Annotated in this window: 20 protein-coding genes; 15 read left to right on the plus strand and 5 right to left on the minus strand. The window is 59.3% G+C overall.

Annotation, left to right across the window (positions count from 1 at the left end):
* Nucleotides 1-166: 166 nt before the first annotated feature.
* From AKG12_RS10695 to AKG12_RS10725, 7 genes are all read left to right on the plus strand, one after another.
* A complete protein-coding gene (locus tag AKG12_RS10695; protein WP_046799537.1) occupies nucleotides 167-3,163 on the plus strand; it encodes a 2-oxoglutarate dehydrogenase E1 component in 2,997 nt (998 codons plus the stop codon).
* A gap of 53 nt (nucleotides 3,164-3,216) precedes the next feature.
* Nucleotides 3,217-4,446, plus strand: coding sequence for a 2-oxoglutarate dehydrogenase complex dihydrolipoyllysine-residue succinyltransferase (gene odhB / locus AKG12_RS10700; protein WP_046799536.1), 1,230 nt, complete (start codon nucleotides 3,217-3,219; stop codon nucleotides 4,444-4,446).
* 69 nt (nucleotides 4,447-4,515) lie between these two features.
* Nucleotides 4,516-4,929 (plus strand): MAPEG family protein, encoded by a 414-nt coding sequence (locus AKG12_RS10705; protein ID WP_052818757.1) that lies wholly within the window; start codon nucleotides 4,516-4,518, stop codon nucleotides 4,927-4,929.
* A 13-nt stretch (nucleotides 4,930-4,942) separates the two neighbouring features.
* Nucleotides 4,943-5,587, plus strand: coding sequence for a LysE family translocator (locus tag AKG12_RS10710; protein WP_046799534.1), 645 nt, complete (start codon nucleotides 4,943-4,945; stop codon nucleotides 5,585-5,587).
* A 67-nt stretch (nucleotides 5,588-5,654) separates the two neighbouring features.
* Nucleotides 5,655-7,061, plus strand: a complete 1,407-nt coding sequence (gene lpdA, locus AKG12_RS10715) for a dihydrolipoyl dehydrogenase (RefSeq protein WP_052818758.1) — start codon at nucleotides 5,655-5,657, stop codon at nucleotides 7,059-7,061.
* A gap of 127 nt (nucleotides 7,062-7,188) precedes the next feature.
* Entirely contained in the window at nucleotides 7,189-7,689 is a 501-nt protein-coding gene (locus AKG12_RS10720) for a cytochrome b (protein ID WP_046799532.1), read from the plus strand.
* A 175-nt stretch (nucleotides 7,690-7,864) separates the two neighbouring features.
* The gene (locus AKG12_RS10725) at nucleotides 7,865-8,353 is read left to right on the plus strand and encodes a DUF2867 domain-containing protein (RefSeq protein ID WP_052818759.1); all 489 of its coding nucleotides are present in this window, start codon (nucleotides 7,865-7,867) and stop codon (nucleotides 8,351-8,353) included.
* On the opposite strand, the gene AKG12_RS10730 is transcribed toward AKG12_RS10725, so the two are convergent.
* Both AKG12_RS10730 and AKG12_RS10735 read right to left on the minus strand, forming a co-directional pair.
* Complete coding sequence (locus AKG12_RS10730; RefSeq protein ID WP_052818760.1) at nucleotides 8,337-9,431, minus strand: TraB/GumN family protein; 1,095 nt, start codon at nucleotides 9,429-9,431, stop codon at nucleotides 8,337-8,339. The genes AKG12_RS10725 and AKG12_RS10730 overlap by 17 nt on opposite strands.
* 80 nt (nucleotides 9,432-9,511) lie before the next feature.
* Entirely contained in the window at nucleotides 9,512-10,459 is a 948-nt protein-coding gene (locus tag AKG12_RS10735; protein ID WP_082178793.1) for a tyrosine recombinase XerC, read from the minus strand.
* Between the two features lie 121 nt (nucleotides 10,460-10,580).
* Here AKG12_RS10735 and AKG12_RS10740 point away from each other — a divergent pair, with 121 nt between their 5' ends.
* The 8 genes from AKG12_RS10740 (at nucleotide 10,581) to fdhD (ending at nucleotide 19,715) form a co-directional block, all read left to right on the plus strand.
* A complete protein-coding gene (locus AKG12_RS10740) occupies nucleotides 10,581-12,797 on the plus strand; it encodes a primosomal protein N' (RefSeq protein ID WP_052818842.1) in 2,217 nt (738 codons plus the stop codon).
* Between the two features lie 80 nt (nucleotides 12,798-12,877).
* A complete protein-coding gene (locus AKG12_RS10745; protein WP_046799530.1) occupies nucleotides 12,878-13,264 on the plus strand; it encodes an AGROH133_08824 family phage infection protein in 387 nt (128 codons plus the stop codon).
* A 261-nt stretch (nucleotides 13,265-13,525) separates the two neighbouring features.
* A complete protein-coding gene (locus tag AKG12_RS10750) occupies nucleotides 13,526-14,092 on the plus strand; it encodes a F0F1 ATP synthase subunit delta (RefSeq protein WP_170979849.1) in 567 nt (188 codons plus the stop codon).
* A complete protein-coding gene (atpA, locus tag AKG12_RS10755) occupies nucleotides 14,092-15,621 on the plus strand; it encodes a F0F1 ATP synthase subunit alpha (RefSeq protein WP_046799528.1) in 1,530 nt (509 codons plus the stop codon). The genes AKG12_RS10750 and atpA overlap by 1 nt, the downstream gene beginning before the upstream one ends.
* Nucleotides 15,622-15,651: 30 nt before the next feature.
* Nucleotides 15,652-16,530 (plus strand): F0F1 ATP synthase subunit gamma, encoded by an 879-nt coding sequence (locus tag AKG12_RS10760; RefSeq protein WP_046799527.1) that lies wholly within the window; start codon nucleotides 15,652-15,654, stop codon nucleotides 16,528-16,530.
* A gap of 23 nt (nucleotides 16,531-16,553) precedes the next feature.
* On the plus strand, nucleotides 16,554-18,008 hold the full coding sequence (atpD, locus tag AKG12_RS10765) for a F0F1 ATP synthase subunit beta (RefSeq protein WP_046799526.1): 1,455 nt from the start codon (nucleotides 16,554-16,556) through the stop codon (nucleotides 18,006-18,008).
* Between the two features lie 129 nt (nucleotides 18,009-18,137).
* The gene (locus AKG12_RS10770; protein ID WP_003492358.1) at nucleotides 18,138-18,548 is read left to right on the plus strand and encodes a F0F1 ATP synthase subunit epsilon; all 411 of its coding nucleotides are present in this window, start codon (nucleotides 18,138-18,140) and stop codon (nucleotides 18,546-18,548) included.
* A 351-nt stretch (nucleotides 18,549-18,899) separates the two neighbouring features.
* Entirely contained in the window at nucleotides 18,900-19,715 is an 816-nt protein-coding gene (gene fdhD / locus AKG12_RS10775) for a formate dehydrogenase accessory sulfurtransferase FdhD (RefSeq protein WP_082178794.1), read from the plus strand.
* A 45-nt stretch (nucleotides 19,716-19,760) separates the two neighbouring features.
* Here the strand turns inward: fdhD and AKG12_RS10780 are convergent, their stop codons facing one another.
* From AKG12_RS10780 to AKG12_RS10790, 3 genes are all read right to left on the minus strand, one after another.
* On the minus strand, nucleotides 19,761-21,536 hold the full coding sequence (locus AKG12_RS10780; RefSeq protein ID WP_082178808.1) for a methyl-accepting chemotaxis protein: 1,776 nt from the start codon (nucleotides 21,534-21,536) through the stop codon (nucleotides 19,761-19,763).
* Nucleotides 21,537-21,910: 374 nt separating this feature from the next.
* Nucleotides 21,911-22,387: a chemotaxis protein CheW gene (locus AKG12_RS10785; RefSeq protein WP_003504949.1), complete on the minus strand. Its 477-nt coding sequence runs from the start codon at nucleotides 22,385-22,387 to the stop codon at nucleotides 21,911-21,913.
* Nucleotides 22,388-22,652: 265 nt separating this feature from the next.
* Entirely contained in the window at nucleotides 22,653-26,813 is a 4,161-nt protein-coding gene (locus tag AKG12_RS10790; RefSeq protein WP_052818762.1) for a translocation/assembly module TamB domain-containing protein, read from the minus strand.
* Nucleotides 26,814-26,834: the final 21 nt, after the last annotated feature.

Here is a 26,834-nt window from a genome sequence, read left to right on the forward strand (position 1 = left end):
CGGTAACGGGCGGTGCGGCTTCAACGCTGCGCTGCCCGATGCCGCAAAGACGATAGACAGAACCAGCATACCGCCCCGGCGGCAGACAGCAGTAATCAAAGCGGCAGGCCGGTGAAACGGCCGTAACGGCATCGAGGAGGCGGACGGACAAGTCCGCAGGAACACAATGGCAAGGCAAGAAGCGAACGAGCAGTTTCAGATCACGTCGTTTCTGGACGGCGCGAATGCAGCCTATATCGAGCAGCTCTATGCCCGGTACGAAGAGGATCCCTCTTCCGTGTCGCCGGAGTGGCAGAGCTTCTTCAAGGCGTTGTCCGACAATCCGGAAGACGTGAAGAAGGCCGCACAAGGCGCCTCCTGGAAGCGCGCCAACTGGCCGATCCCGGCAAATGGCGAACTGGTATCCGCACTCGACGGCAACTGGGCCACGGTCGAGAAGGCCATCGAGAAGAAGGTTCAGGCAAAGGCCGAAACGAAGAGCGCCGCTACCGGCAAGCCCGTCAGCGAAGCGGAAGTGCTGCAGGCGACCCGTGACAGCGTTCGCGCCATCATGATGATCCGCGCCTACCGTATGCGCGGCCACCTGCATGCCAAGCTCGATCCGCTCGGCATCGCCAGCGCCGTCGAAGATTACAACGAGCTTTCGCCGAAGTCCTACGGCTTTGAGGAAAGCGATTACGACCGCAAGATTTTCATCGATAACGTGCTCGGCCTCGAATATGCGAGTGTGCGCGAGATGGTCGAGATTCTCGAGCGTACCTATTGCTCGACGCTCGGCGTTGAATTCATGCACATGTCCAACCCGGAAGAAAAGGGCTGGATTCAGGAGCGCATCGAAGGCCCAGACAAGGGTGTGGACTTCACGCCCGAGGGCAAGAAGGCCATTCTGTCCAAGCTGGTCGAGGCTGAAGGTTACGAACAGTTCCTCGACGTGCGTTTCAAGGGCACCAAGCGTTTCGGCCTCGATGGCGGTGAATCGCTGATCCCGGCGCTGGAACAGATCATCAAGCGCGGCGGCCAGGAAGGCCTGGAAGAGGTCGTTCTCGGTATGGCCCACCGTGGCCGCCTGAACGTTCTGACGAACGTCATGGGCAAGCCGCACCGCGCCGTGTTCCACGAGTTCAAGGGCGGTTCGTTCAAGCCTGACGATGTCGAGGGTTCGGGCGACGTGAAGTACCATCTCGGTGCCTCCTCCGACCGCGAATTCGACGGCAACAAGGTTCACCTGTCGCTGACTGCCAACCCGTCGCACCTTGAAATCGTCAACCCCGTTGTCATGGGCAAGGCGCGCGCCAAGCAGGACCAGCTGGCCAAGCAGTGGGACGGCGACATCATTCCGCTTTCCGAACGTGCCAAGGTGCTGCCGCTGCTTCTACATGGTGATGCCGCTTTTGCCGGTCAGGGCGTGGTTGCTGAAATTCTTGGCCTGTCCGGCCTGCGCGGTCATCGCGTTGCCGGCACCATGCATTTCATCATCAACAACCAGATCGGTTTCACGACGAACCCGGCCTTCTCGCGCTCGTCGCCTTATCCGTCCGACGTCGCCAAGATGATTGAAGCGCCGATCTTCCACGTCAATGGTGACGATCCGGAAGCTGTTGTCTATGCGGCCAAGGTTGCGACCGAATATCGCATGAAGTTCCACAAGCCTGTCGTCATCGACATGTTCTGTTACCGCCGCTTCGGCCATAACGAAGGCGATGAGCCGGCGTTCACGCAGCCGAAGATGTACAAGGTCATCCGTGGCCACAAGACCGTCGCCCGCATCTATGCCGACCGCCTGATTGCGGAAGGCCTGATCACCGAAGGTGATTTCGAGAAGGTTAAGGCCGATTGGCGCGCCCATCTCGAGCAGGAATTCGAGGCAGGCCAGTCCTACAAGCCGAACAAGGCTGACTGGCTGGATGGTCAGTGGTCGGGCCTGCGCGCTGCCGACAATGCCGATGAGCAGCGTCGTGGCAAGACCGGCGTGCCGATGAAGCAGCTGAAGGAAATCGGCAAGAAGCTGTCGACCATTCCTGAAGGTTTCACCGCGCATCGCACGATCCAGCGTTTCATGGAAAACCGCTCGCAGATGATCGAGACGGGTGAAGGCATCGACTGGGCGATGGCGGAAGCGCTTGCTTTCGGTTCGCTCGTCGTTGACGGTCACAAGATCCGCCTTTCCGGTCAGGATTGTGAACGTGGCACCTTCTCGCAGCGCCATTCGGTTCTCTACGATCAGGAGACCGAAGAGCGTTACATCCCGCTCGCCAATCTCGCCCCGACGCAGGCCCGTTACGAAGTCATCAACTCGATGCTTTCGGAAGAAGCCGTTCTCGGCTTCGAATATGGCTACTCGCTCGCCCGCCCAAATGCGCTGACGCTTTGGGAAGCACAGTTCGGTGACTTCGCCAACGGCGCGCAGGTCGTGTTCGACCAGTTCATCTCGTCTGGCGAGCGCAAGTGGCTGCGTATGTCCGGTCTCGTCTGCCTTCTGCCGCATGGTTATGAAGGTCAGGGTCCGGAACATTCGTCTGCCCGTCTGGAGCGCTGGTTGCAGATGTGTGCGGAAGACAACATGCAGGTCGCCAACGTGACGACACCTGCCAACTACTTCCACATCCTGCGCCGTCAGATGAAGCGTGACTTCCGCAAGCCGCTGATCCTGATGACGCCGAAGTCCTTGCTGCGTCACAAGCGCGCCACCTCGTCGCTGGCGGAGCTTGCCGGCGAGTCCTCCTTCCACCGTCTCCTGTGGGACGATGCGGAGGTCATCAAGGATGGTCCGATCAAGCTGCAGAAGGATTCGAAGATCCGCCGTGTCGTCATTTGCACGGGCAAGGTCTATTACGATCTTCTCGAAGAGCGTGAAAAGCGCGGTATCGACGACATCTACCTGCTGCGCGTCGAACAGCTTTATCCGTTCCCGGCAAAGGCGCTCATCAACGAGCTTTCCCGTTTCCGCCACGCGGAAATGGTCTGGTGCCAGGAAGAGCCGAAGAACATGGGTTCGTGGTCGTTCATCGATCCTTACCTGGAATGGGTTCTGGCGCATATCGACGCCAAGTACCAGAAGGTCCGTTACACGGGCCGTCCGGCTGCCGCCTCTCCGGCGACCGGCCTGATGTCCAAGCACCTGGCGCAGCTTGCTGCGTTCCTGGAAGACGCGCTGGGAGAGTGAGAACTCTCCCGCATCGCCCCGCAAAAAAGACACCTGAATAACGGAACTAGATCATGGCCACTGAAATCCGCGTACCAACCCTCGGCGAATCCGTCAGCGAAGCGACCGTCGGCACCTGGTTCAAGAAGGTCGGCGATACCGTCAAGGCCGACGAACCTCTCGTTGAACTGGAAACCGACAAGGTTACCGTCGAAGTCCCGGCGCCCGCTTCCGGCGTGCTGACCGAAATCGTTGCACAGAACGGCGAGACCGTCGGTCTCGACGCGCTTCTCGGCCAGATCGCCGAAGGTGCTGCTGGCGCTGCGACCGCCGCACCGGCTGCAAAGCCTGCTGCCGCTGCCGCACCGGCACCCGCAGCAACCGCTGCTGCGCCCGCCGCCGGCGGCATGCCGCCGGCACCTGCCGCCGGCAAGCTGCTTGCTGAAAACAACCTGTCTGCCGATCAGGTCGATGGTTCCGGTAAGCGTGGCCAGGTTCTGAAGGGCGACGTTCTCGCCGCTGTCGCCAAGGGCGTTTCGGCGCCTGCCGCCGCGCCGGCTCCGGTTGCTGCTGCTCCCCGTCCGGTTTCCGCCGAGCAGGATCAGGTTCGCGAAGAGCGCGTGAAGATGACCCGCCTGCGCCAGACCATCGCCCGCCGCCTGAAGGACGCACAGAACACCGCCGCCATGCTGACCACCTATAACGAGGTGGACATGAGCGCGGTCATGGACCTGCGCAACCGTTACAAGGACGTGTTCGAGAAGAAGCATGGCGTCAAGCTCGGCTTCATGGGCTTCTTCACCAAGGCCGTGACCCACGCGCTGAAGGAACTGCCGGCTGTTAACGCTGAAATCGACGGCACGGACATCATCTACAAGAACTATTGTCACGTCGGCATGGCTGTCGGCACCGACAAGGGTCTCGTTGTTCCTGTCATCCGCGATGCCGACCAGCTCTCCATCGCCGGCGTCGAAAAGGAACTCGGTCGCCTCGCCAAGGCAGCGCGCGACGGTTCGCTCGGCATGGCCGACATGCAGGGCGGCACCTTCACCATCACCAATGGCGGTGTTTACGGTTCGCTGATGTCTTCGCCGATCCTCAATGCGCCGCAGTCTGGCATTCTCGGCATGCACAAGATCCAGGAGCGTCCGGTCGCCATCGGCGGTCAGGTCGTCATCCGCCCGATGATGTATCTTGCGCTCTCCTACGATCACCGTATCGTTGACGGCAAGGAAGCCGTGACCTTCCTCGTTCGCGTCAAGGAAAGCCTGGAAGATCCGGAACGTCTGGTTCTCGATCTCTAATCGGTCTTGCTTTTCCTTTCAGCGGGATTTCAACTGAGGTCCCGCTGAAATCGCATCAGGAGAGCGAAAGTGCAGCCGACATTTCTTGCCGCTTCCCCCTTTTTACCGTTGATCGGTCTCAGCGTCCTGTTGCTTGTGGTGCATGTAATGCTGCAAGCCATGACGGCGACGCGGGAACTGGGGCTGGACTGGAATGCCGGGCCACGGGATGCGGAGAAGAAACCGGAAGGCAGGCTTACAGGCCGCGCAGCCCGCGCGTCTGAAAATTTCCGGGAGACCTATCCCGCTTTCATAGCACTCGCCTTCGGCGTCATCATGGCTGGCGATCCATCCGGACTGGCACTGACCGGCGCGTGGATATGGCTGATCTGCCGGGTGATTTACATACCGCTTTATCTGGCCGGCGTGCCTTATATCCGCTCACTGGTCTGGCTCGGCTCCATGCTCGGCCTCGCGCTGATGCTTTTCGTGTTGATGTTCTAGAGGCTTGTTTCAGATGCATCAGTATTTGATCGAACTTGCATCCCTGATGGCGATCTTCGCTTTCGCGATCGTGTCCCCCGGCGCCGATCTGGCAATGGTCATGCGCCAGGCCATGGTGCATGGGCGCAGGCAGGCCATCATCACCAGCTTTGGTGTCGGCACATCGCTGATGTTCCACGTCACCTATACGATCCTCGGGCTTGGTCTCATCATTTCCCAGTCGATCTATCTCTTCAACATCGTCAAGTGGCTTGGCGTCGCCTATCTTATCTATATCGGCATCAAGGCGCTGCGCGCCGGCAAGACGGAATTGCCGTCGGCTGAAGGCGAGGGCGGTGTTCAGGTCAAAAGCAGCCAGACGGCACTCAAGGCCTTCACGCTCGGTTTCGCCGCCAATGCGCTCAATCCCAAACCGGTGTTTTTCTTCCTGTCGATCTTTTCGACGGTGGTTCATGCCCATACGCCGGTCGCCATCAAATTCGGATACGGTCTCGTCATGGCGAGCTGCCTTATTCTGTGGTTCGTCGGCGTCAGTCTGTTCATGACGACGCCGCGCATGCGCGCTGCATTTCAGCGTGCCAGCCAATGGATAGACCGCACCAGCGGCGTGGTCTTCATTGCACTCGGTATAAAACTCGCAACTGAAAAAGCGGCCTGAGTTTCAGGTCAAACGCAAGCAGGGCAATGATCCGGTATCTTGCCCGACATCAATCAGGAAAACGAACATGGCATATGATGTAGTTGTAATCGGCACGGGTCCCGGCGGTTATGTTTGCGCGGTCAAGGCGGCACAGCTCGGCCTGAAGGTCGCTGTCATCGAGAAGCGTGCGACCTATGGCGGCACCTGCCTGAATGTCGGCTGCATTCCCTCCAAGGCGCTGCTGCACGCGTCCGAAACATTTGCGCATGTTGCCCATGGCGTCGATTCGCTCGGTATCGAAGTCGCCGCGCCGAAACTGAACCTTGAAAAGATGATGGGCCACAAGGACGGCGTGGTGAAGGCCAATGTCGATGGCGTCGCCTTCCTGTTCAAGAAGAACAAGATCGATGCCTTCCAGGGCACTGGCAAGGTCGTTTCCGTCGGCAAGGTCTCCGTCACCAACGACAAGGGTGAAGTTCAGGAGATCGAAGCCAAGAACATCGTCATCGCCACCGGTTCGGATGTTGCCGGCATTCCGGGCGTTCAGGTCGATATCGATGAAAGCGTCATCGTCTCCTCCACTGGCGCGATCGCTCTCTCCAAGGTTCCGGAAAAGCTCATCGTTGTTGGCGGCGGCGTTATCGGCCTCGAGCTCGGTTCGGTCTGGTCGCGTCTCGGCGCGAAGGTCACCGTTGTCGAATATCTCGACAATATTCTCGGCGGCATGGATAGTGAAGTTTCCAAGCAGGCGCAGCGTCTGCTGGCCAAGCAGGGTCTCGATTTCAAGCTCGGCGCCAAGGTGACGGCCGTTGAAAAGACCGCTGCCGGTGCAAAGGTCGTGTTCGAGCCGGTCAAGGGCGGCGCTGCCGAAACGCTGGAAGCGAATGTCGTGCTGATCTCCACCGGCCGCAAGCCCTACACCGAAGGTCTTGGCCTTGCGGAAGCAGGCGTGGTGCTGGACAGCCGTGGCCGCGTCGAAATCGACGGCCACTACAAGACCAATGTCGACGGTATCTATGCGATCGGTGACGTGGTGAAAGGCCCGATGCTGGCGCACAAGGCGGAAGATGAGGGCGTTGCTCTTGCGGAAATCCTCGCTGGCCAGCGCGGCCATGTGAATTACGACGTCATTCCGGCAGTCGTCTATACGCAGCCGGAAATCGCTTCCGTCGGCAAGACCGAGGAAGAACTGAAGGCCGCTGGCGTTGCCTACAAGGTCGGCAAGTTTCCCTTCACCGCCAATGGCCGTGCCCGCGCCATGCAGGTGACGGATGGTTTCGTGAAGATCCTTGCCGACAAGGAAACCGACCGGGTTCTCGGCGGCCACATCGTCGGCTTCGGCGCTGGCGAAATGATCCACGAGATTACTGTGCTGATGGAGTTCGGCGGTTCTTCGGAAGATCTCGGCCGCACCTGCCACGCGCACCCGACCATGTCGGAAGCCGTGAAGGAAGCAGCACTTGCGACGTTCTTCAAGCCGATCCACATGTGATCGGCGTTTGAGCCTGACGCTCAAATATTAAATTTCAGTCATCTGCTGAACCCCGGCTTGCCATGCAGGCCGGGGTTTTTCATACTCGCGCCATAGCCTGTCTAACCTTTTGATAAAAGGCAATAAAATGGCGTATTCCAGTCAAGTTTCCTTCTCCGTTCCGCAACGTGTCATCCATTGGGCGATGGCGCTTCTGATCTTCTTCAACCTGCTGTTTCCCGACGCCATGGCCCATGCCTATCGGCTGATGCGGCGGGGTGAAACCTTGACGCCGGAGCAGATTTCTTCGGCCAATATTCACGCTTATGTCGGTTTTGCCGTGCTGCTGCTTGCGGTTCTGCGCCTCTGTCTACGCTTCTTTCAGGGTGTGCCGCCGCATCCCGCCGAGGAGCCTCGACCATTCCAGATCGCCGCCAAAGTGGCGCATTTCACCTTTTATGCCCTGTTCTTTGTGCTGCCCCTGTCCGGTATCGCTGCCTATTACTTTGGTGCTCAGCCGGCGGGGCAGTTACATTCCGGCCCCTTCAAGGCGCTGATGTGGGTGTTGATCGTCGGCCATGTTGCAGCTGTCCTGGTTCACCAGTTCTATTGGCGCACCAATGTCCTGAAACGGATGACGCACGGCTAGAGCGGGATGGCGAAAAGTGTAAGCGGTTTTCGCCTGAAATTCCGCTCTAACTTCATGATCTAGGACACGCGTCGTACTTTTGCCGGAAATGCCAAGCGGCGGTTTGTCGCGTTTTCTGTCTGGCTGAAAAAGAAGATGATGAGCCTCGCCGCATCGCGCGGTTGGGGGTTCCGGGATGCCGGATAGCGAAGACATATTGCCGGGCGCTGACTGGCGGGATTGTTTTGAGGGCGAGATGGTGACGCCGGAATCATCATCGCTGGATGTGAGCAGGCTTCTTCTCGATCATCCCCCGGCATGGATCACCAGCCTGATGGCGCTTCGAAACGGCGTCGTCTCGCTTTTCGGCTTGAAAACGGTCGAACTGGCGGCGGGCACTTCGGCGGGCGGTTTTCCGGTTCTGTCATCCACGCCGCAGCGGACAATTCTCGGCTTCGATGACCACCATCTCGATTTCCGGATCGTTGTCGATCTCGAAGGGAGCCCTAACTGCCGGTTGGTGAATGTCACCACCATCGTCAGGCGCAAGAACGCCTTCGGGCGGCTTTACATTTTCGTGGTCGGACCGTTTCATCGGCGCATCGTGCCAGCGACGATGCGCCCGTTTTGCACCAACGTTCGGCCCGTCAAGATTAGGGATGAGACGGTCAGTCGACCCGTGTGAGCGTAAGGCCCTTTGCGCGCAGCAATTCGATCACGCCTTCCTCACCCGGCAGGTGCAACGCGCCGACGGCCATGAAGACGTTGCCTTTGGCAAGCTCGGGGGTCGCCCGATCCGCCATGACGTGATTGCGATCGGTGATGATGCGTTGCTCGAAGGCGGCATAACCCTGATCGCCCTCTGCCGGTTTTTTGGTGTCGAGGCTTTTCAGCATGGGCATGGTCATGCCGATATCACCAGCGACATAGAGATCGGTCATGGTGGTCATGATGTCGTCCATGCGATCGCCGAGTTCCAATGTTTCGATCAAAGCCTGCAGATGAAACTCCATCGGCAGTTCTGACATGGCCGTCAACTGCTCGACCATCGTTTCCAGACCGACGAGACGTTTTCCGTCCGCGAGCGCGTCTTCGGCCAGTTTCTTGTCGAGAAAGGAGAGGCCGGTTGCCTTGCGGGCGAACTCGCAGGCCGGAAGGGCGACGAAGCTTGACAGCATCCAGGGCTTCATGCGCGAAACGGCATTCAGCGGAATGCCACGCTCCTTGAGACCCTTTTCCAGGCGCGTGACATTTTCGGATGACAAAATGTCGGTGATCGACTTGCCATCCAGAAACATGGTGAGTTCGGGTTTGCTCAGCAGCGAGGTCGCGACCTTCTTGTCGTCGACGATTTCGTCCGATTCCACGATGACGGTCGCGGATTTTTCGAAGGCAGGTGTCGCGGCGGCAGGCATTCCCAGGACGCGTGGGTCGGTGACATGCATCGTACCGAGAAGATAGGACGGTTCCGTTCCGGCCTTTTCGATGCGCCAGAAATTGCCCTTGCCATTGGGGATCGCGGCCGCTTCCTGTTCGATCTTCGCGAAGGCCTGCGGATCGGTCTTGCGCATGTCCACGAGAATATCGCTGCCGGTGCAAGTGATCTGTTGCTCCGCGGCTTCCGCTTCACCCAGCGAAAGCAACGTCATGAGCAGGATGGCGATGGCCGTGACATGCAGGGCCGCCAGCAGCCAAAGCAGGGCGTCGCCGGTTTTGCCCATCAGGGTGGCGGTGAAGTTTTGTGGCTTTATCAGGCTGTGCATGGGTCCAATCCGGTTCTTGTTTGCTTATAGAACGGCGGTTTGGATGTCTGGTTAATGATTGTGGTTAACCATTTCCTGCTTCATGCACGCGGGTGGGCGTTGTCGTAGATTTCCAGCAATCTTGCGGTATCGACGCCGGTATAGACTTGGGTAGTGGACAGGCTGGCATGGCCCAGCAGTTCCTGAATGGTGCGCAGATCGCCGCCGCCGGCCAAAAGGTGTGTGGCGAAGGAATGGCGCAGTGCATGCGGTGTGGCGTTTTCCGGCAGGCCGAAAGCGCCTCTTAGCTTCTGCATTTCCCGCTGGATGATGGCAGGCTGGAGTTTTCCGCCGCGTGCGCCAAGGAACATCGGTTCATTCGCCGCCAGAGCATAGGGGCAAAGCTTCTTGTAGGCGTCGACCACTTCCGTCACAACCGCCAGCAGCGGCACGATACGCGTCTTGTTGCCCTTGCCGGTGATGCGAAGGCTGCGGGCACCGGGCGGGATATCGGCCGGTGTCAGACCGAGCGCTTCGGAAATACGAAGTCCGCAGCCATAAAGCAGTGAGAGGACCGCTGCATTGCGGGCGGCGATCCATGGCTCTTCGTTCAATTGCGCCTCGGCCGTGGTGATTTTCAACGCCTGCCGGTCAGTTAGTGGTTTCGGCAGGGATTTCGGCTGTTTTGGCGCGCGCATGGCGGTGGCGCCGGCCGCATTGACGAGGCCCTTTTTTTGCAGGTGGTGAAGAAGGGAGCGCAGTCCCGCCAGATGCCGGCCGAGTGAACGCGCACCAACACCTTCCTTGCGCCGGTTGGCCAGAAAGGCGCGAAGATCGACCGGGCGCAGATCGGCTATATCGGCAATGGCGGCGGGCTTGCCAATGTAACCGGTAAGGAACGTCAGGAACTGGCGGGTGTCGCGCTCATAGGCCTCTACGGTATTGTCCGAAAGACGGCGTTCGCCGGCAAGGGCAGCAAGCCAGGACTGGCGTTCGTTCAACAGATCCGGTTCGGCAAATGTCAGGATTTCAGTCACGCAGCGCTCCATTCCGTGTCTTGACGCTATGCTCTTATGGTCAGCATTTGGTTAAGAGATGGACTTTGCTAAGCCCGCCCACTACATGCGAGCGGTTTCCTTTTTCATTTCGCCGGGGCATGGTCGCCACATCATGGCAAAAGATTCGTCCGATCTGTTTGGGGCTCTGTTCGACCCGCCGTCGCCCACGCGCACGGTGCCCGTTCTCGTGCCCATGCCGGCGCCCGGGCCTTATAGTTATGCCGTGCCGGAAGATATGGTGGTGGAGACGGGCTCTGTCGTGCAGGTGCCGCTCGGCCCGCGGCAGGTCTTCGGCGTGGTGTGGGACGATGCCGGAGAGAAGGGCGTCGATCCGAAGAAATTGCGGCCCATCACCAAGAGTTTCGAGTGCCCGCCGCTGAAGGCGGAGATGCGCCGCTTCGTTGACTGGGTCGCCGCCTATACGCTTTCGCCGCCCGGTCTCGTGGCGCGCATGGCGCTTCGAGCGCCCGCCGCCTTCGATCCAGAACCGATGATCGAGGGCCTCCGGCTGACCGAAGGCCGGCCGGAGCGCCTTACCCCCGCCCGCGAACGGGTGATGGAACTGGCGGCGGAAGGGCATGGCTGGACGAAGAGCGGGCTTGCCCATGCCGCCGGCGTTTCCACCAGCGTTGTCGATGGCCTCGTCAAGCAGGGCGTATTCGAGACGGTTTTTCTGCCGGCGCCGCCTGTTGTGGCCGAGCCTGATCCTGACTATGCCGAGCCGCGACTGGAAGGCCCGCAGAAACAGGCGGCATCGGAAATCCTCGAGGACGTGCGCAAGGGCGGCTTTCATGTCTCGCTGATCGACGGCGTGACCGGCTCCGGCAAGACGGAGGTCTATTTCGAGGCGGTGGCCGAGACGCTCCGGCAAGGCAGGCAGGTGCTGATCCTGCTGCCCGAAATTGCCCTGACGGCCGCGTTTCTGGAGCGTTTTCAGGATCGTTTCGGCGCGAAACCGGCGGAATGGCATTCGGATCTGTCGCCGCGCATGCGTGAAAAGGTCTGGCGGCAGGCGGTGACGGGCGAAGTGAAGGTGGTGGCTGGCGCACGCTCGGCGCTTTTCCTGCCCTTCGACAATCTTGGTCTCATCATTGTCGATGAAGAGCACGACCCAGCCTACAAGCAGGAAGACCGTGTCTTTTATAATGCCCGTGACATGGCCGTCGTCCGGGCGCGAATAGCAGAATTTCCTGTCGTGCTGGTGTCGGCCACGCCATCGGTGGAAAGCCAGGTCAATGGCAGTTCGGGGCGTTACAACACAATCCACCTGCACACGCGGTTCGGCGATGCGGCGATGCCCGATCTGCATCTTGTCGATATGCGCCGTCATCCGCCGGAGAGGGGAGGGTTTCTCTCACCCGTCCTGCTGCGCGGCATCGGCAAGACCATCGAGAAGGGTGAGCAGGCGCTGCTTTTCCTCAATCGCCGCGGTTATGCGCCGCTGACGCTCTGCCGGGTTTGCGGCCACCGTTTCCAGTGCCCGCAATGTTCCAGCTGGCTGGTGGAGCACCGGTTCCGCAATCAATTGCAGTGCCACCAGTGCGGCCACAGTGAGCCGACGCCCGATCATTGCCCGGAATGCGGTACCTTCGATCACCTGGTGGCGTGCGGGCCGGGTGTGGAGCGCATTGCCGAAGAGGTGGAGAAACATTTCCCCGAAGCCCGCACCATCGTGCTCTCCTCCGATCTCATGGGCGTCAAGCGCCTGCGGCTGGAGCTGGAGGCGATCGTCAAGGGTGAGGCGGATATCGTCATCGGCACGCAGCTCGTTGCCAAGGGGCATAACTTTCCCCTGATGACGCTTGTCGGCATCGTTGATGCCGATCTCGGCCTTGCCAATGGCGATCCGCGTGCGGCGGAGCGAACGTTCCAGCTGCTCTCGCAGGTGACGGGCCGCGCCGGGCGCACAGGCTTGAAGAGCCATGGTCTCCTGCAAACCTACCAGCCGCAGCATCCGGTCATGCAGGCAATCGTTTCGGGCGATGCCTCGGCGTTTTACGAAAGAGAGATCGTCGAGCGGGAAAAGGCCGTTCTGCCGCCCTTCGGTCGCCTTGCCTCGATCATCGTTTCCGCCGATACGCGCGCGGAAGCGGAAACCCATGCGCGAGGTTTAAGGGCCGCCGCCCCGCAGGTTACGGGCATCATGCTGCTCGGCCCGGCGGAAGCGCCGCTTGCCCTGATCCGCGGCCGCCATCGTTTCCGTCTCCTGGTGCATGGGCGACGCAATTCCGACATGCAGTCTTTTCTCCGGACGCTGCTGGCCAACGGACCCAAAGAACGGGGCAGCGTGCATGTGCAGCTCGACATCGATCCGCAAAGTTTCCTTTGAACTTTGCCAATCAAGGCGTTTTCCCGCTGTCATGACCGTGTCATAACGCAGCAGGCGAAAAGAATGATTTGGGGAACGAGATGGAGTTTTATTTTCCTGCCGAATTCGGCGAGCAGCTGGCCTTCGGTGCGGCAGCGGTGTCGGCCGTGATCGGCCTTTTTTTTATGTTCGCGCCCGGTATTACGCTGCGCGCTTTCGGTCTGCAGCCGGCTGGTGAGCGCAGGGACGGCTACGCGCTCGTGCGTTCATCGCTTGCCGGGTTCTATCTTGGTCTTGGCGCCGCCGCCCTGCTTCTGGCGCAGCCCATGGTCTATCTCGCTTTCGGCGCGGCTTTCGGTCTCAGCGTGTTCGGCGGCATTCTCTCCATTCTCTCGGATGGAGGCGCAACCATGCGGAATTTCATACTCCTGGTTGTGCACTTTCTGCTGTCCGCACTGTCGTTGAGCTACGTCTTCGGGCTGGTCTGAGGCGGGCTTTTGGGCTTTTGTGCCGCACCAAACCCGCATCCTGGGCGAAAACGGAAAATTTAAACGCATTCCCCCTTGCCCAAACGGCGCTTTCCGCTATTACGCGTGTTGCGAGTCCCGGCGTCCTATGCTAGACGGACCGCGAAATTGGGAAAAGGCAGGGGGGAATTCCGGTCTTTTTCGGGGAAATTGAAACGATTTCAAGAATTTGATGCGGTGGAGCCCCATCGCTGACAATCTTGGATGATTAGCAGGGAAAAAGTGCCCGTGGCAGACACCTCCCAGGGAACATCCGGTGTAGCGGAAAGGTATGCGTCGTCGCTTTTCGAGCTTGCTTTGGAAGCGGGTGCGGTTGAAGCGGTTGGAGCCGATCTGGACAAGTTCGGCGCACTTCTCGACGAAAGCGACGATTTGAAGCGTCTGGTTGCGAGCCCGGTGTTTTCCGCCGAGGATCAGTTCAAGGCAATCACCGCGATCTGCGAGAAGGCCGGCATTGCCGGTCTTGCTGTTAATTTCCTCAAGGTCGTTGCCAATAACCGCCGTCTCTTTGCCGTTCCCGGCATGATCCGCGCCTACCGCACCATTGCCGCCGCCCACCGCGGCGAAATCACCGCCGAGGTCACCTCGGCACATGCGCTCGACGAGGCGCAGGAAACTGAACTGAAAGCGGCGCTGAAGAGCGTTACCGGCAAGGATGTGACGATTTCCGTTACCGTCGATCCGTCGATCCTCGGTGGTCTGATCGTCAAGGTCGGTTCCCGCCAGATCGATACGTCTCTTCGCACCAAACTTTCCACCCTTAAGCTTGCACTGAAAGAGGTTGGCTGATGGATATCCGCGCCGCGGAAATTTCCGCAATTCTGAAAGATCAAATCAAAAATTTCGGCAACGAGGCTGAAGTCTCGGAAGTCGGGCAGGTGCTTTCCGTCGGTGACGGTATCGCCCGCGTTTATGGCCTCGACAATGTTCAGGCCGGCGAAATGGTCGAGTTCCCCGGCGGCATCCGCGGCATGGCGCTCAACCTTGAAGCCGACAATGTCGGTGTGGTTATCTTCGGTTCGGACCGTGACATCAAGGAAGGCGACACCGTAAAGCGGACTGGCGCTATCGTTGACGTTCCCGTCGGCCCGGAACTGCTCGGCCGCGTCGTTGACGCGCTCGGCAACCCGATCGACGGCAAGGGCCCGATCAATGCCGCCAAGCGTTCGCGCGTTGACGTCAAGGCTCCCGGCATCATTCCGCGCAAGTCGGTTCATGAGCCGATGTCGACCGGCCTCAAGGCCATCGACGCCCTCATCCCGGTTGGCCGCGGCCAGCGCGAGCTCGTCATCGGCGACCGCCAGACCGGCAAGACCGCTATCATTCTCGACACGATCCTGAACCAGAAGGCCATTCACGACAATGGTCCTGACGGCGACAAGCTTTATTGCGTCTACGTCGCTATCGGTCAGAAGCGTTCGACCGTTGCCCAGTTCGTAAAGGTTCTGGAAGAGCGCGGCGCGCTGCAGTATTCGATCATCGTTGCTGCAACGGCTTCCGATCCGGCTCCGATGCAGTACCTCGCACCGTTTGCCGGTTGCGCCATGGGCGAATATTTCCGTGACAACGGCAAGCACGCTCTCATCGGCTACGACGACCTTTCCAAGCAGGCTGTTGCCTATCGTCAGATGTCGCTTCTGCTGCGCCGTCCTCCGGGCCGCGAAGCTTATCCGGGCGACGTTTTCTACCTTCACTCCCGTCTTCTCGAGCGCGCTGCAAAGCTCTCCGACGAAATGGGCGCTGGTTCGCTGACGGCTCTGCCCGTTATCGAAACCCAGGGTAACGACGTTTCTGCCTTCATTCCGACCAACGTGATCTCGATCACCGACGGCCAGATCTTCCTTGAAACCGACCTGTTCTATCAGGGTATCCGCCCGGCTGTTAACGTCGGTCTGTCGGTTTCGCGCGTTGGCTCCGCCGCTCAGATCAAGGCGATGAAGCAGGTTGCCGGTTCGATCAAGGGTGAGCTTGCCCAGTATCGCGAAATGGCTGCCTTTGCGCAGTTCGGTTCGGATCTCGATGCTTCCACGCAGCGCCTGCTTAACCGCGGCGCCCGCCTGACAGAGCTTCTGAAGCAGCCGCAGTTCTCGCCGCTCAAGACGGAAGAACAGGTTGCGGTGATCTTCGCCGGTGTCAACGGCTACCTCGACAAGATTCCGGTCGCACAGGTCGGCAAGTTCGAGCAGGGTTTCCTCTCCTACCTCCGCTCGGAAGGCAAGGCGATCCTCGACACCATCCGCACGGAAAAGGCTATCAGCGACGATACCAAGGGCAAGCTCAAGGGCGCTCTTGATAACTTCGCCAAGTCTTTCTCGTAATCAGGGCTCTTTTACTCGGACGGATAACGGATGCCTTCACTAAAGGATCTGAAAAACCGCATTGCCTCCGTGAAGGCGACGCAGAAGATTACCAAGGCGATGAAAATGGTCGCCGCGGCGAAGCTTCGGCGCGCCCAGGAAGCTGCGGAGGCCGCCCGGCCTTACTCTCAGCGCATGAGCGCCGTTCTCGCCAACATCGCCAATGCGGTCGAGGCGGACGTTGCTCCGGCACTGATGACCGGCACCGGCAAGGACGACGTGCATCTGCTCGTCGTCTGCACGGCCGAACGTGGTCTTTGCGGCGGTTTCAACTCGCAAATTTCCCGTTTTGCCCGCGATCAGGCCCGCAAGCTGATTTCGGAAGGCAAGACGGTCAAGATCATCACGGTCGGCAAGAAGGGTTATGACAGCCTTCGCCGCGAATTTGCAGCGAACATCATCGAGCGCATCGAACTGCGCGAAGTGAAGAAGGTCGGTTTTGAAAATGCTGACCAGATCGCCAAGAAGGTGATCTCGCTCTTCAACGCCGGTGAGTTTGATGTCTGCACGCTGATCTATTCGGAATTCAAGTCCGTCATCAGCCAGATCCCTACCGGCCTGCAGCTCATTCCGGCCGCAACGCCTGTTGTGGAAGAGGATGCCGCGACGCAGAACGCCGTCTACGAATATGAGCCGGATGCGGCTTCTATTCTGGAAGACCTTATTCCGCGCAACATTTCGGTTCAGGTTTTCCGGGCTCTGCTCGAAAACGTTGCCGGTGAAATGGGCGCCAAGATGAGCGCGATGGATAATGCAACGCGCAATGCCGGTGAGATGATCAACAAGCTGACGCTTTCCTACAACCGTCAGCGTCAGGCTCAGATCACCAAGGAACTCATTGAAATCATTTCGGGCGCGGAAGCGCTCTGAGGTAAGGAAAGAGGGTAAGGATAATGGCTAAGGCAGCTACCCCCAAGAAAACCGCAGCGGTGAACGGCGCGGGCAAGGTTACCCAGGTTATCGGCGCTGTTGTCGACGTGGCGTTCGAAGGCGAACTGCCTCCGATCCTGAACGCGCTCGAAACCGAGAACAACGGCAACCGCCTCGTTCTGGAAGTCGCGCAGCATCTCGGCGAAAACGTCGTCCGCACGATCGCCATGGACTCGACCGAAGGTCTGGTTCGTGGTCAGGCCGTCGCCAACACCGGCGCGCCGATCGAAGTTCCGGTTGGTCCGGAAACGCTCGGCCGCATCATGAACGTCATCGGCGAGCCGGTTGACGAAGCAGGCCCGATCGTTACGGCCAAGAAGCGCGCCATCCACCAGGATGCACCGTCTTACGTCGAGCAGTCGACCGAAGCGCAGATCCTCGTCACCGGCATCAAGGTCGTCGACCTTCTGGCTCCTTATGCCAAGGGCGGCAAGATCGGCCTGTTCGGCGGCGCCGGCGTTGGCAAGACGGTTCTCATCATGGAACTGATCAACAACGTCGCCAAGGCGCACGGTGGTTACTCGGTATTCGCCGGCGTGGGTGAACGTACCCGCGAAGGCAATGACCTTTACCACGAAATGATCGAATCCAACGTCAACAAGCTCGGCGGCGGCGAAGGCTCCAAGGCTGCGCTCGTCTATGGCCAGATGAACGAACCGCCGGGTGCGCGCGCCCGCGTCGCTCTGACCGGTCTGACGATCGCTGAAAACTTCCGTGATGAAGGCCAGGACGTTCTGTTCTTCGTGGACAACATCTTCCGCTTCACGCAGGCTGGTTCGGAAGTGTCGGCTCTGCTCGGCCGTATTCCTTCGGCCGTGGGCTACCAGCCGACGCTGGCAACCGACATGGGCCAGATGCAGGAACGCATCACCACCACGACCAAGGGTTCCATCACCTCGGTTCAGGCAATTTACGTTCCCGCCGACGACTTGACCGACCCGGCGCCGGCTACTTCGTTCGCGCACCTTGACGCAACGACGGTTCTGTCGCGTTCGATCGCCGAAAAGGGTATTTACCCGGCTGTTGACCCGCTCGACTCCACCTCGCGCATGCTCGACCCGATGATCGTTGGCGAAGAGCATTACGAAGTTGCCCGTAAGGTTCAGTCGACCCTGCAGCGTTACAAGTCGCTTCAGGACATCATCGCCATCCTGGGCATGGACGAACTGTCGGAAGAAGACAAGCTGACGGTTGCCCGCGCCCGCAAGATCGAGCGCTTCCTGTCGCAGCCGTTCTTCGTTGCTGAAGTCTTCACCGGTTCTCCGGGCAAGCTCGTCGCGCTCGAAGACACGATCAAGGGCTTCAAGGGCCTGGTCAATGGCGAATACGACAACCTGCCGGAAGCTGCTTTCTACATGGTCGGTTCGATGGAAGAAGCCATCGAAAAGGCAAAGAAGCTGGCTGGCGAAGCTGCCTGATTATGAATTGGCGGGCGCGTGGTTCAACCGCGCGCCTTGCCGGCAATGACGGCGAAACCGAAATGGTGAGGCCGGCGTTGTAAAAGACAAGTCCGTGACGCCCGCGTAATTGAAAAGAAGTGAATAGCCATGGCTGACAGTTTCAAATTCGATCTCGTTTCCCCGGAACGTCTGCTCGTTTCCGAAACGGTTACGGAAGTCGTCATCCCGGCAACGCTGGGTGAGATGACGGTTCTGGCCAATCATGCTCCGACGATGACGACGATCAAGCCGGGTCTGGTGACGGTGAAGTTCGCCTCCGGTGAGACGCATAAATACGTCGTTTTCGGCGGTTTTGCCGATATTCTCCCGACTGGTTGCACGCTTCTGGCGGAATCTGCGGTTTCGGCCGATGATATGTCCCCCGACACGCTGCAGAAGCGCATCGATGCGGCCAAGGCCGAAATCGAAGAGGGTAATCACCACCACGAGCATCTGACCAAGCTTGAAAAGCACCTTTACGAACTGACGAACCTGCATGAGGTTCTCGTCGCTGCTTGAAAGCACCGGGCGGGTTCGAAAGAATGACTGCCCACAAAAAAACTAAAACAGAAAGCGGCCACTTCGGTCGCTTTTTTTGTTTTGGGCTGTCGCCTCCCCATGTCAGGCGAAACATGGCTGCTTTCGCATAAAAGCCGCCCAGTTGGCCTGGTCTAAGCTTCTGACCGGCGTTGGCGGGATTGCATTAGCGATTGCCTGCGGAGAATGGGTAAGGCGAGGAGCGCCTTCAACGGTTCCGTTTCAACGGGTAAACCGATTCCGATTTTCAGGACTTTCGGCTAGATGTATTACCGGGAAGAAATGCTGTTTTGGGATCGTGAGCGAGACGAGGCAGATTTTCGTCATGGAGGAGTGATCGGCGTGTCGGCAAAGGCAAGTTACCGAAGGGTCGCAAGAACCGCTTTGCGCGAAGGGGCCATAACCGAGGGTGAGCGGGCGGTGCCCGAGGAGGTGCCGGTTGCCTTTTCTTATGGTGGCAGCACCCATGCCGTGATGATGGCCAGCCCCGCCGATCTCGTCGATTTCGCGGTCGGGTTCAGTCTTACGGAAGGCATCATATCCACAAGGGCGGAAATCCGGTCCATTGAGGTGATCGAGGCCGGGGCGGGCTTCGATGTTCAGTTGGATTTGCTGGATGCCAATGCGGATGCGCTAAGGGCAAGACGGCGGCATATGGCAGGCCCTGTCGGCTGCGGTCTTTGTGGCATCGAGTCCATAGAACAGGCGGTCCGGGTGGTGCCGGAGTTGAGCGGCGTGGAAGTCGCCGTTGAGGGTGATGACATCATCGCCGCGATGAAAGCGCTGAATGAAGCGCAAAGCCTCAATCGCGAAACGCGGGCGGTTCACGGCGCGGGTTTCTACAATCCTCAAAAAGGGCTGCTTGCTGTCCGGGAAGATGTCGGCCGCCATAATGCGCTCGATAAGCTTGCAGGTGCGGTCGTCAATGCGGACCTATCGCCCGATACGGGCATTGTGGTGGTCACCAGCCGACTGTCGGTGGAAATGGTCCAGAAGACGGCCATTCTTGGGAGCCCCATTCTGGCGGCGATCTCCGCGCCCACTGCGCTTGCCATCGAAACAGCCGAGAGTTCGGGTGTCACACTTGTGGCGCTGGTGCGGGGTGAAGATTTTGAAATCTTTACCCGGGCGGATCGTATCATTCTATAACGATGAGGCCGCCGTTTCCCGGCGGCCCTTGGCTTCAGAGCCGGCCTAGAACTCCGCCCATTCGGCTGCTGCGTTTCCGTGAGATCTTGGCGCGGCGGCATATCGCGGTTGCGATGTCGGTAGCCGGGTGACGATGGCTGACTTTTTGTCGGCCGGGCGGGCAGGTGATGCCGATGCCTCATGTGATATTCTGAATTGCCGCAGCAATTCGTGCAGATTTTCTGCCTCATTGGCGAGGCCGTGGCTGGCGGCGGTGGTTTCCTCCACCATGGCGGCGTTTTTCTGGGTTGCCTGATCCATGACGTTGACGGCCTGATTGATTTCCTTCAGCCCGTTGGCCTGTTCGCGCGATGCCTCGACGATGGCCGAAACATTGACGTCGATTTCGCCCATCTGCAATTGAATATCCTTGAGGGCGCCACCGGTTCTTCCCACCAGATCCACACCATTGGCGACCTGTTCGCGGGAGGTGTTGATGAGGGATTTGATTTCCTTTGCCGCAACGGCGGATCGCTGTGCGAGTTCGCGGACCTCCTGCGCCACGACGGCGAAACCCTTGCCCGCCTCCCCGGCCCGGGCGGCTTCAACGCCCGCATTCAGCGCGAGAAGATTGGTCTGGAAGGCAATATCATCGATGACACCGATAATGTTGGTGATTTCGCCTGACGAACGCGAAATGGCGTCCATTGCGGAAATCGCCTGCTGAACGATTTCGCCCGAATGTTCGGCATGGTCTTTCGTTCGCAGCACCAGCTTGCCGGCTTCGCCGGCACGTTGGCTGGCATCGCTTACTGTTGTGGTGATTTCCTCCAGCGCGGCTGCCGTCTCTTCCAGCGAGGCGGCCTGTTGTTCGGTGCGCTGCGAGAGTTGATCGGCAGCAATGCGGATTTCGCCCGAGCCTGATGCGATGGTGGAGGCATTGTGGGCGATTGTCTGCATGGTGACCTGAAGCTTGCCGACAACTTCGTTGAAGTCCTGGCGCAATTTCTCCATGCTGGGCACGAAACTATTGTCCAGGCGCTGCACGAGGTCGCCAGCCGCCAGCGCCCGCAGGGCACCGGCAAGCACGCTGATGGCGCTCATGCGCGGCGTGACGTCGGTGGCGAATTTCACCACTTTCACCACTTTGCCGGCGTCATCCAGCACAGGATTATAGGCGGCCTGGATCCATATTTCCTTGCCGTTCTTGCCATAGCGAACAAATTCATCCGAGATGAATTCTCCCGCTGCCAGCCGCTGCCAGAAACTGGCATAGGCGGGAGAGGCGGCATAGGCCGCATCACAGAACATGCGATGGTGCCTGCCCTCGATTTCCTTGAGTTCGTAATTTACGGTGGTGCAGAAATTTGGATTGGCGGTGATGATCGTGCCGTCGGGGAAAAACTCGATGGTGGCCTGCGAGCGGGAAAGTGCCTCCAGTTTGCCGGCGTCTTCCGCGGCCTTGATCTTCTTGGCGGTGATATCGGTGGCGATCTTGATCACCTTGTAGGGCTTACCCGAACGAAAAACAGGGTTGTAGGAAGCCTCGATCCAGATAACCGCGCCATCCTTGCGAATACGCCGATATTCCTTGGCCTGAAACTCGCCACGGGCGAGAGATTGCCAGAACTCCTGATAGGCACGCGATGCGGCGAAATCGCCGTCGCAGAAGATTCGGTGGTGCTTGCCGGTGATTTCGGCGAGATCGTAACCCAGCGCGGCACAGAAATTGCGGTTTGCCGTGAGAATATTACCTTTAAGATCGAATTCTATGACCGCCTGCGATCTGGAGATCGCATCGAGCATGTTTCGGTTATCTGCGCTTTTCCCTAACCCCAGCATTGGACGTCCCCCGAATATCGGCCACAGCGCGGCCAGCCCCATAAGAGGATGCGGTTCGCGCCGTATCATGTTGAACAACGAACAGGTTTGCCGCCGAAAGCGGCAATGCAGGCACTTGCGTCTTTTCGGCCTAGGTCAGGTATCGGACCCGCGAGATGGCGTGTCGGTGCGGTACTGATTTTCAGCTTTTAATATTAGATATCTATAATATTAAAATGTTCTTATTTACAAAATGCAGGAATAGAAAAAACAAAACCGCCGGGCGATGCTCCGGCGGTCTGGCGTGATTGTCGATACTGGGAGCGAAACGGACTCGTCTCTTTTGTCTGCGTCAGAATGCAAACCGCTGAGGGGAAGCCCGCCAATAGGCGGGCTTAAGCCGCGAGATCTTCCGCTTCAGTGCCCTTGAACATCTTTGCGAGGTTCAGGAAGCAGATCATGCCATGTTCGTTGGCGATGATGCCTTCGGAATAGGACTTGTCGAAGGAGGCCGAGATTTCCGGAACCGGCTGAACCTGGTTTGCCGGGATCGTCAGAATGTCGGAAACGCGGTCAACCAGCATGCCGATGACCATGTTGTGTACTTCGGCCACCACGATGGCGCTTCTCTCATTGGCGACGGTGCTTTTCATGCCGAGCTTGTGAGCCAGATCGATGATCGGAATGACCGAGCCGCGCAGGTTCATGACGCCGATAACGTCTTTCGGTGCGTGGGGAATAGGCGTGGAAGGCGCCCAGCCGCGAATTTCGCGGATAGTCGTCGTCTTCACGCAGAATTCCTGATCGTGCAGGCGGAACGCGATGATTTCCAGCGTCTCACCGCCAAAATTGGTAGAGTTTATCATTGCCATCAGAATTCTTCCCAATGCTCGCTGTGGAGGCCGGCGCAAGTGCACCGACACTTGCATATGCGGATTTGGCGTTCTGCCTGGTGCCTGAACAGCCGGAAATACAATTTCCGTCTTCAATGGAGGATTCGTAACATGAGATGGTTTCGCAAACCTAAATGCGGACGGCTCTGGAGTGTTTTCGTTTTCTTCGAAGCGCGAAAACACTCTCTTCTTTGATTTACGCATTGTCCGGACGTAAACCCGCTACGCATTTTTTCTGGAGTGCTTAGTATTCTTTCTCGTAAAATATACCGGCTGCACCTTCGCCATCGCCGCCCGCCTCACCGCGCAGTTTCACACCGCGCCCGACATCGAGGTTGATGATGGCTTTGGCACCGGATTCACCGCTCTGCTGCAGCTCGAGATAGGTTCTCTCATTGAGATATTTGCCGGCGGAAACGCGGGCCTGACCCTCTGAATCGGTGGAAATATCCAGATCATCGACGCCGAGATTGCTTCTGAGCTTGTCGAACAGCGAGGTTGAGCGACCGCCGGCCAGTTGGGCGGCGGCATCTGCCAGCCGGGCGATCTGCAGAGCGGAGAGTTTCGACATGGACTGGCCAAAGATCAGCTGTGCCATGACCTCATCCTGTGGCAGGGCTGGGGCCGAGGAGAAGGCGAATGTCGGGTCGTTGGCATTGCCGGAAACCGCAACCGTGACGGTGGTTGAACCGACCGTTGAGTCCGCCTTCATATCGAGAACCGGGATAAGGCCGCCGCCGAAGCTGATGTTGCCGGTGGTGAAATCAAGACGACGGGTGAGGATTTCCAACCGGCCGCGGCGCATTTCAAAGCCACCGGAAATGACCGGAACCGCCGCCGTGCCGCGAATCGTCAGATTGCCGGTCAGTTCTGCGTCGATGCCACGTCCACGCACGAAGATGCCACTCGGTGCATTCACCTGCAGATCGAGATTGATGGTGGAAGAGCTGCCGCTGCCGCCCTGATCGCCACCGAGTGCTTTTGCCTGCGCACGTACCTTTGGCGGGGCGTTCTTGTGCTTGACGTCGATTTCCGTCAGCGAGGCCGGGAGTTTCTCCGGAATGGTGATGGCGCTTCTGTCCAGCGTCAGGTTGCCGCCCAGAACTGGCGAGTTCAGCAGCGGACCTTTCAACGTCAACGTTCCGCTCACCACCGTGGTAACCAATGTTCCGTCATTATAGCCGGCGCGATCCAGCGTGATTGAAATATCGGCTGGGAAGCCCGATCCGCCAGCAATGCCGATACTGCCTGTTCCTGAAATCGTTCCGCCGCCTGCCAGTTTACCCGTCAATCGGGAGATGACAGCGCGGTCGCGATCGAAGGTGATGGTTGCACCCAGTCCGTTGACGGTCAGGTTCCGGCGCACGTCGGTCAGGCGTGTGCCATCGGTGGTGATGCTGCCGGTAACAACAGGTGCTGTGGCGCTGCCGGAAATTTTCACGTCGATGGCAGCCGTGCCATCCACATCGAGACCCTGGGCGGCAGTCTGCGCCGCAACGGCGGAAAAGGGCAACCTGCCGGTAAAAGCCATCGAGAGCGGGCGATTGCCGGCGATGCCGAGAGACCCGCCGCCCGAGAGCGCCATACCGCCTTGGCCGGTTACATTCGTATCGATCTGCAGTGTGCCGCCGGCAAAACGGCCGTTCGCCTTGATGCCAAGCGCCGCAAGCCCTGCGGCGCGGGTCTGCGAGACCTCGGCGTTCGACCAGTTCAGATTATAATCGACCGAGGGATCGGATGCCGCGCCCTTGGCGCTGACGGTGCCGGATATGTTGCCCGCGGCGTCCAGCCCGGTAGCGAAGGCGTTGGCGAGACTGGCGGGAAGCGAACGGATATCGGCATTGATGTCGAGCGCCGATCCGGCGGTGCCGTTGACCTCAATGCGGCCATCGCCGGTGATGATGGTCAGATCGGAGATGCGCGCCGTGCCATTCTGGATGGCAATGGTGCTTGGTTTTTCAAGCCGCACGGCTATGCCCTTCGGGGCGGCGGAAAAAGTGTCGAGCCTTACCGTCATCGGTGTTCCGCCGGTATCGGCGCTGCCCTTCACCACCAGCGGTGCATTGTCGTAACGGCCGTTGACGTCGAATTGCGTTTTCGTGCCGGAATGGCCGATTGTGGCATTCAGGCCGGAAATCGATGCGGCGCCGGCGTTGACGCTGTCGGCACTGACCTTGCCGTTAATGGCCAGCGCCTGCAGGTCATCGATGGAGACATCGGCGGCGAGCTTGGAGATTGTCGTCGTGCCCTGACGGATGCTGCCGCCATTCGCCTTTATCGTTGCGGCAATCCGGCCATTGGCGTTGCTCAGGGCGATATCGCCGGCAATATCCCCATCCGCCTGCTGCGCAGCAAGTGCGGCCAGCAGGGCAAGATCGGGAAAATTGAACGAAAGATTACCCGTCGGCAGGAATTGCTGCGAGAATTGCAGCTGCCCGTTCAGCAGGTTGCGGCCCACGGCCACGTGCAGTTCAGGTATCGCCGTACCGTTTTCCGTTTGCACCACGTTGGCGTTGGCGTCGATTTTCTGCCGGTCGAGGCTGCCGCTGGCGGTGAGTTTCGCCTGCGGTGCTGTGGGATCAGCCTTGCCTGTGGCGTTGATTTTCAGTGCTTCGAGGGTTCGTCCGGCGAGAACCGCGCTTTCAGAACTGAGGGTGACGTTGAAATCCGGTGCGGAAATTGCGCCGCTGGCATCGATTGCAAACTCGGCGACACCCTTTGCCTGCGGTGTCAGCTTTTCGAGAGCTGGGAATTTGCCGGTCAGGCTGGCGTTTAACGCATCGTTTTCCAGGCTGACATTGCCTGCCGCCTCGATCGTTCCGGATTTGACGGTGAGGTTCTCAACGCTGGTGCGCCCGCCAATGGTCAGGTCGATATCGCCCTGCAGGGCGATTGTGGTGTCGAATTTTTCCGCCAGCGCCGGCGGCAGGGTGGCCGGCAGGGCGAAGAGCTGCACGTTGGAGGTCAGGCGATTATTGGCGAAATCGAAACTGCCGTTCAGGGTTCCGCCGACGCTGGCGCTTTCGAGCGTCGCACCGTCAAAGCCGATGGCGGAAGAGGTGAGGCTGAGTGGCGCCTTGATGGTGAGCGGCGCACGCGCCAGCCGGTCGATATCAGGGCTGACGAAGGATGATTGCGCAACCGACAGGACGGTGGCGATGGTGCCGCTACGGCTGGCAATGTTGAGATCGGTGCTTTCGGCCGTCAGTTTGACATCGTCAAGCCGGCCCTGGGGCAGGGCAAGGCTGCGCAATGATGCCGTGGTCTTCAAATGTGCGGCATCCGCGTCGCCTTTCAGGGAAAGGTCGAGGCCGTTGATGAGGGCCTGAACTTCGCCATTGCTGAGAGGCCAGCGAAAATCGACGGGACCGGCGGTGCCGATGAGGTTGGCGGCAAGATCGTTTTGGCCGTTCGGATCGATGGTGCCGGAAGCAGTCAGCAACAATGTGCCGGTCTCCAGCGTGCTGCTGCCGATTTCGATGCGGCCCTGCTGTGAGAGCGTGGCGTTTGCATCAAGCTTCGTCTCGCCGGCAAAAAGCTGGCGGAAGGCGGGGGGGAGGAGCAGATCCGGCTGACCGCCGCCCGCGATCTCGATACGGCGCGTGCCGTCATCGCCAAGAATATGGCGGCCGCTAACATTGACGACGGGGTTACCGGCGACATTGCCGCGCAGCGTACCGGTCCAGTTGGAAAGCGGTCCTTCGCCGTTCACGTCGATCGCCACGGCGGGCGTACCAGGCAGCGAAAGCAGCGTGGCGAGAAGCCCGCCTTCCGGCTCCTTCATTTCCGCTTTCAGCTTCAGCACATTTTCATTTGGCAAAAAGGCGATGTCGGCATTCACGGCGGCATCCACCGCATTCATCCGATGGGCCGTAAGTGACAGCCTGATATCGTCACGGGCGGCCTTGAGATTGCCTTCGGCCGTCAACTCGAAAGGGCTGCCGAGAAGTGATTGCCCAAGGCTGATATCTGGAAAGCTGAAATTATCGATACCGACTTCAATCGGCAGCGAAGAACTGCCGGAGCTTTTGGTGCTCGTCTGCTCGGAGGCTAGCGGTTTGCGCTCGACATCGATCGATCCGGCCGAGACCCGGTCGGCATGAAAGGTTCCGGCAAGAAGCGAGAGCGGCGACCAGTCGACGGCGATCTGGTTCACGCGGGCATAGGGTCCCTGCCGGTCCGAAAGGGTGACGTTGTCGAGCCGCAGGCGGCCTGTCAAAAGGCCGCTCGGGGGAGAAATATCGATCGCCTGATCGGGCGTCGATACAAGTGCTGAAATCTGCTTTGCGGCAATTCTGGCGCCCATCGGCGTAAACCCGACGAACAGAACCGCAAGCAGCACCAGCACCACGCCGCACAAGGCAACGTAGCCCAGCCATTTCAGCAATCGAATCAACGTTTTCATCAAAGGTAATCTACACTCTGT

This window comes from Agrobacterium sp. SUL3, from assembly GCF_001263295.1.
GTDB classification, from domain to species: domain Bacteria; phylum Pseudomonadota; class Alphaproteobacteria; order Rhizobiales; family Rhizobiaceae; genus Agrobacterium; species Agrobacterium tomkonis.

Bases quoted from the DNA above. Each gene is read 5' to 3' on its own strand.
- atpD (WP_046799526.1), top strand. From the start codon at position 16,554: ATGGCTAAGGCAGCTACCCCCAAGAAAACCGCAGCGGTGAACGGCGCG.
- AKG12_RS10720 (WP_046799532.1), top strand. From the start codon at position 7,189: ATGGCGTATTCCAGTCAAGTTTCCTTCTCCGTTCCGCAACGTGTCATC.
- AKG12_RS10695 (WP_046799537.1), top strand. From the start codon at position 167: ATGGCAAGGCAAGAAGCGAACGAGCAGTTTCAGATCACGTCGTTTCTG.
- AKG12_RS10730 (WP_052818760.1), bottom strand. From the start codon at position 9,431: ATGCACAGCCTGATAAAGCCACAAAACTTCACCGCCACCCTGATGGGC.
- AKG12_RS10770 (WP_003492358.1), top strand. From the start codon at position 18,138: ATGGCTGACAGTTTCAAATTCGATCTCGTTTCCCCGGAACGTCTGCTC.
- AKG12_RS10760 (WP_046799527.1), top strand. From the start codon at position 15,652: ATGCCTTCACTAAAGGATCTGAAAAACCGCATTGCCTCCGTGAAGGCG.
- AKG12_RS10740 (WP_052818842.1), top strand. From the start codon at position 10,581: ATGGCAAAAGATTCGTCCGATCTGTTTGGGGCTCTGTTCGACCCGCCG.
- odhB (WP_046799536.1), top strand. From the start codon at position 3,217: ATGGCCACTGAAATCCGCGTACCAACCCTCGGCGAATCCGTCAGCGAA.
- AKG12_RS10785 (WP_003504949.1), bottom strand. From the start codon at position 22,387: ATGGCAATGATAAACTCTACCAATTTTGGCGGTGAGACGCTGGAAATC.
- atpA (WP_046799528.1), top strand. From the start codon at position 14,092: ATGGATATCCGCGCCGCGGAAATTTCCGCAATTCTGAAAGATCAAATC.
- AKG12_RS10745 (WP_046799530.1), top strand. From the start codon at position 12,878: ATGGAGTTTTATTTTCCTGCCGAATTCGGCGAGCAGCTGGCCTTCGGT.
- AKG12_RS10735 (WP_082178793.1), bottom strand. From the start codon at position 10,459: ATGGAGCGCTGCGTGACTGAAATCCTGACATTTGCCGAACCGGATCTG.
- AKG12_RS10725 (WP_052818759.1), top strand. From the start codon at position 7,865: ATGCCGGATAGCGAAGACATATTGCCGGGCGCTGACTGGCGGGATTGT.
- AKG12_RS10710 (WP_046799534.1), top strand. From the start codon at position 4,943: ATGCATCAGTATTTGATCGAACTTGCATCCCTGATGGCGATCTTCGCT.
- lpdA (WP_052818758.1), top strand. From the start codon at position 5,655: ATGGCATATGATGTAGTTGTAATCGGCACGGGTCCCGGCGGTTATGTT.
- AKG12_RS10790 (WP_052818762.1), bottom strand. From the start codon at position 26,813: ATGAAAACGTTGATTCGATTGCTGAAATGGCTGGGCTACGTTGCCTTG.
- AKG12_RS10780 (WP_082178808.1), bottom strand. From the start codon at position 21,536: ATGCTGGGGTTAGGGAAAAGCGCAGATAACCGAAACATGCTCGATGCG.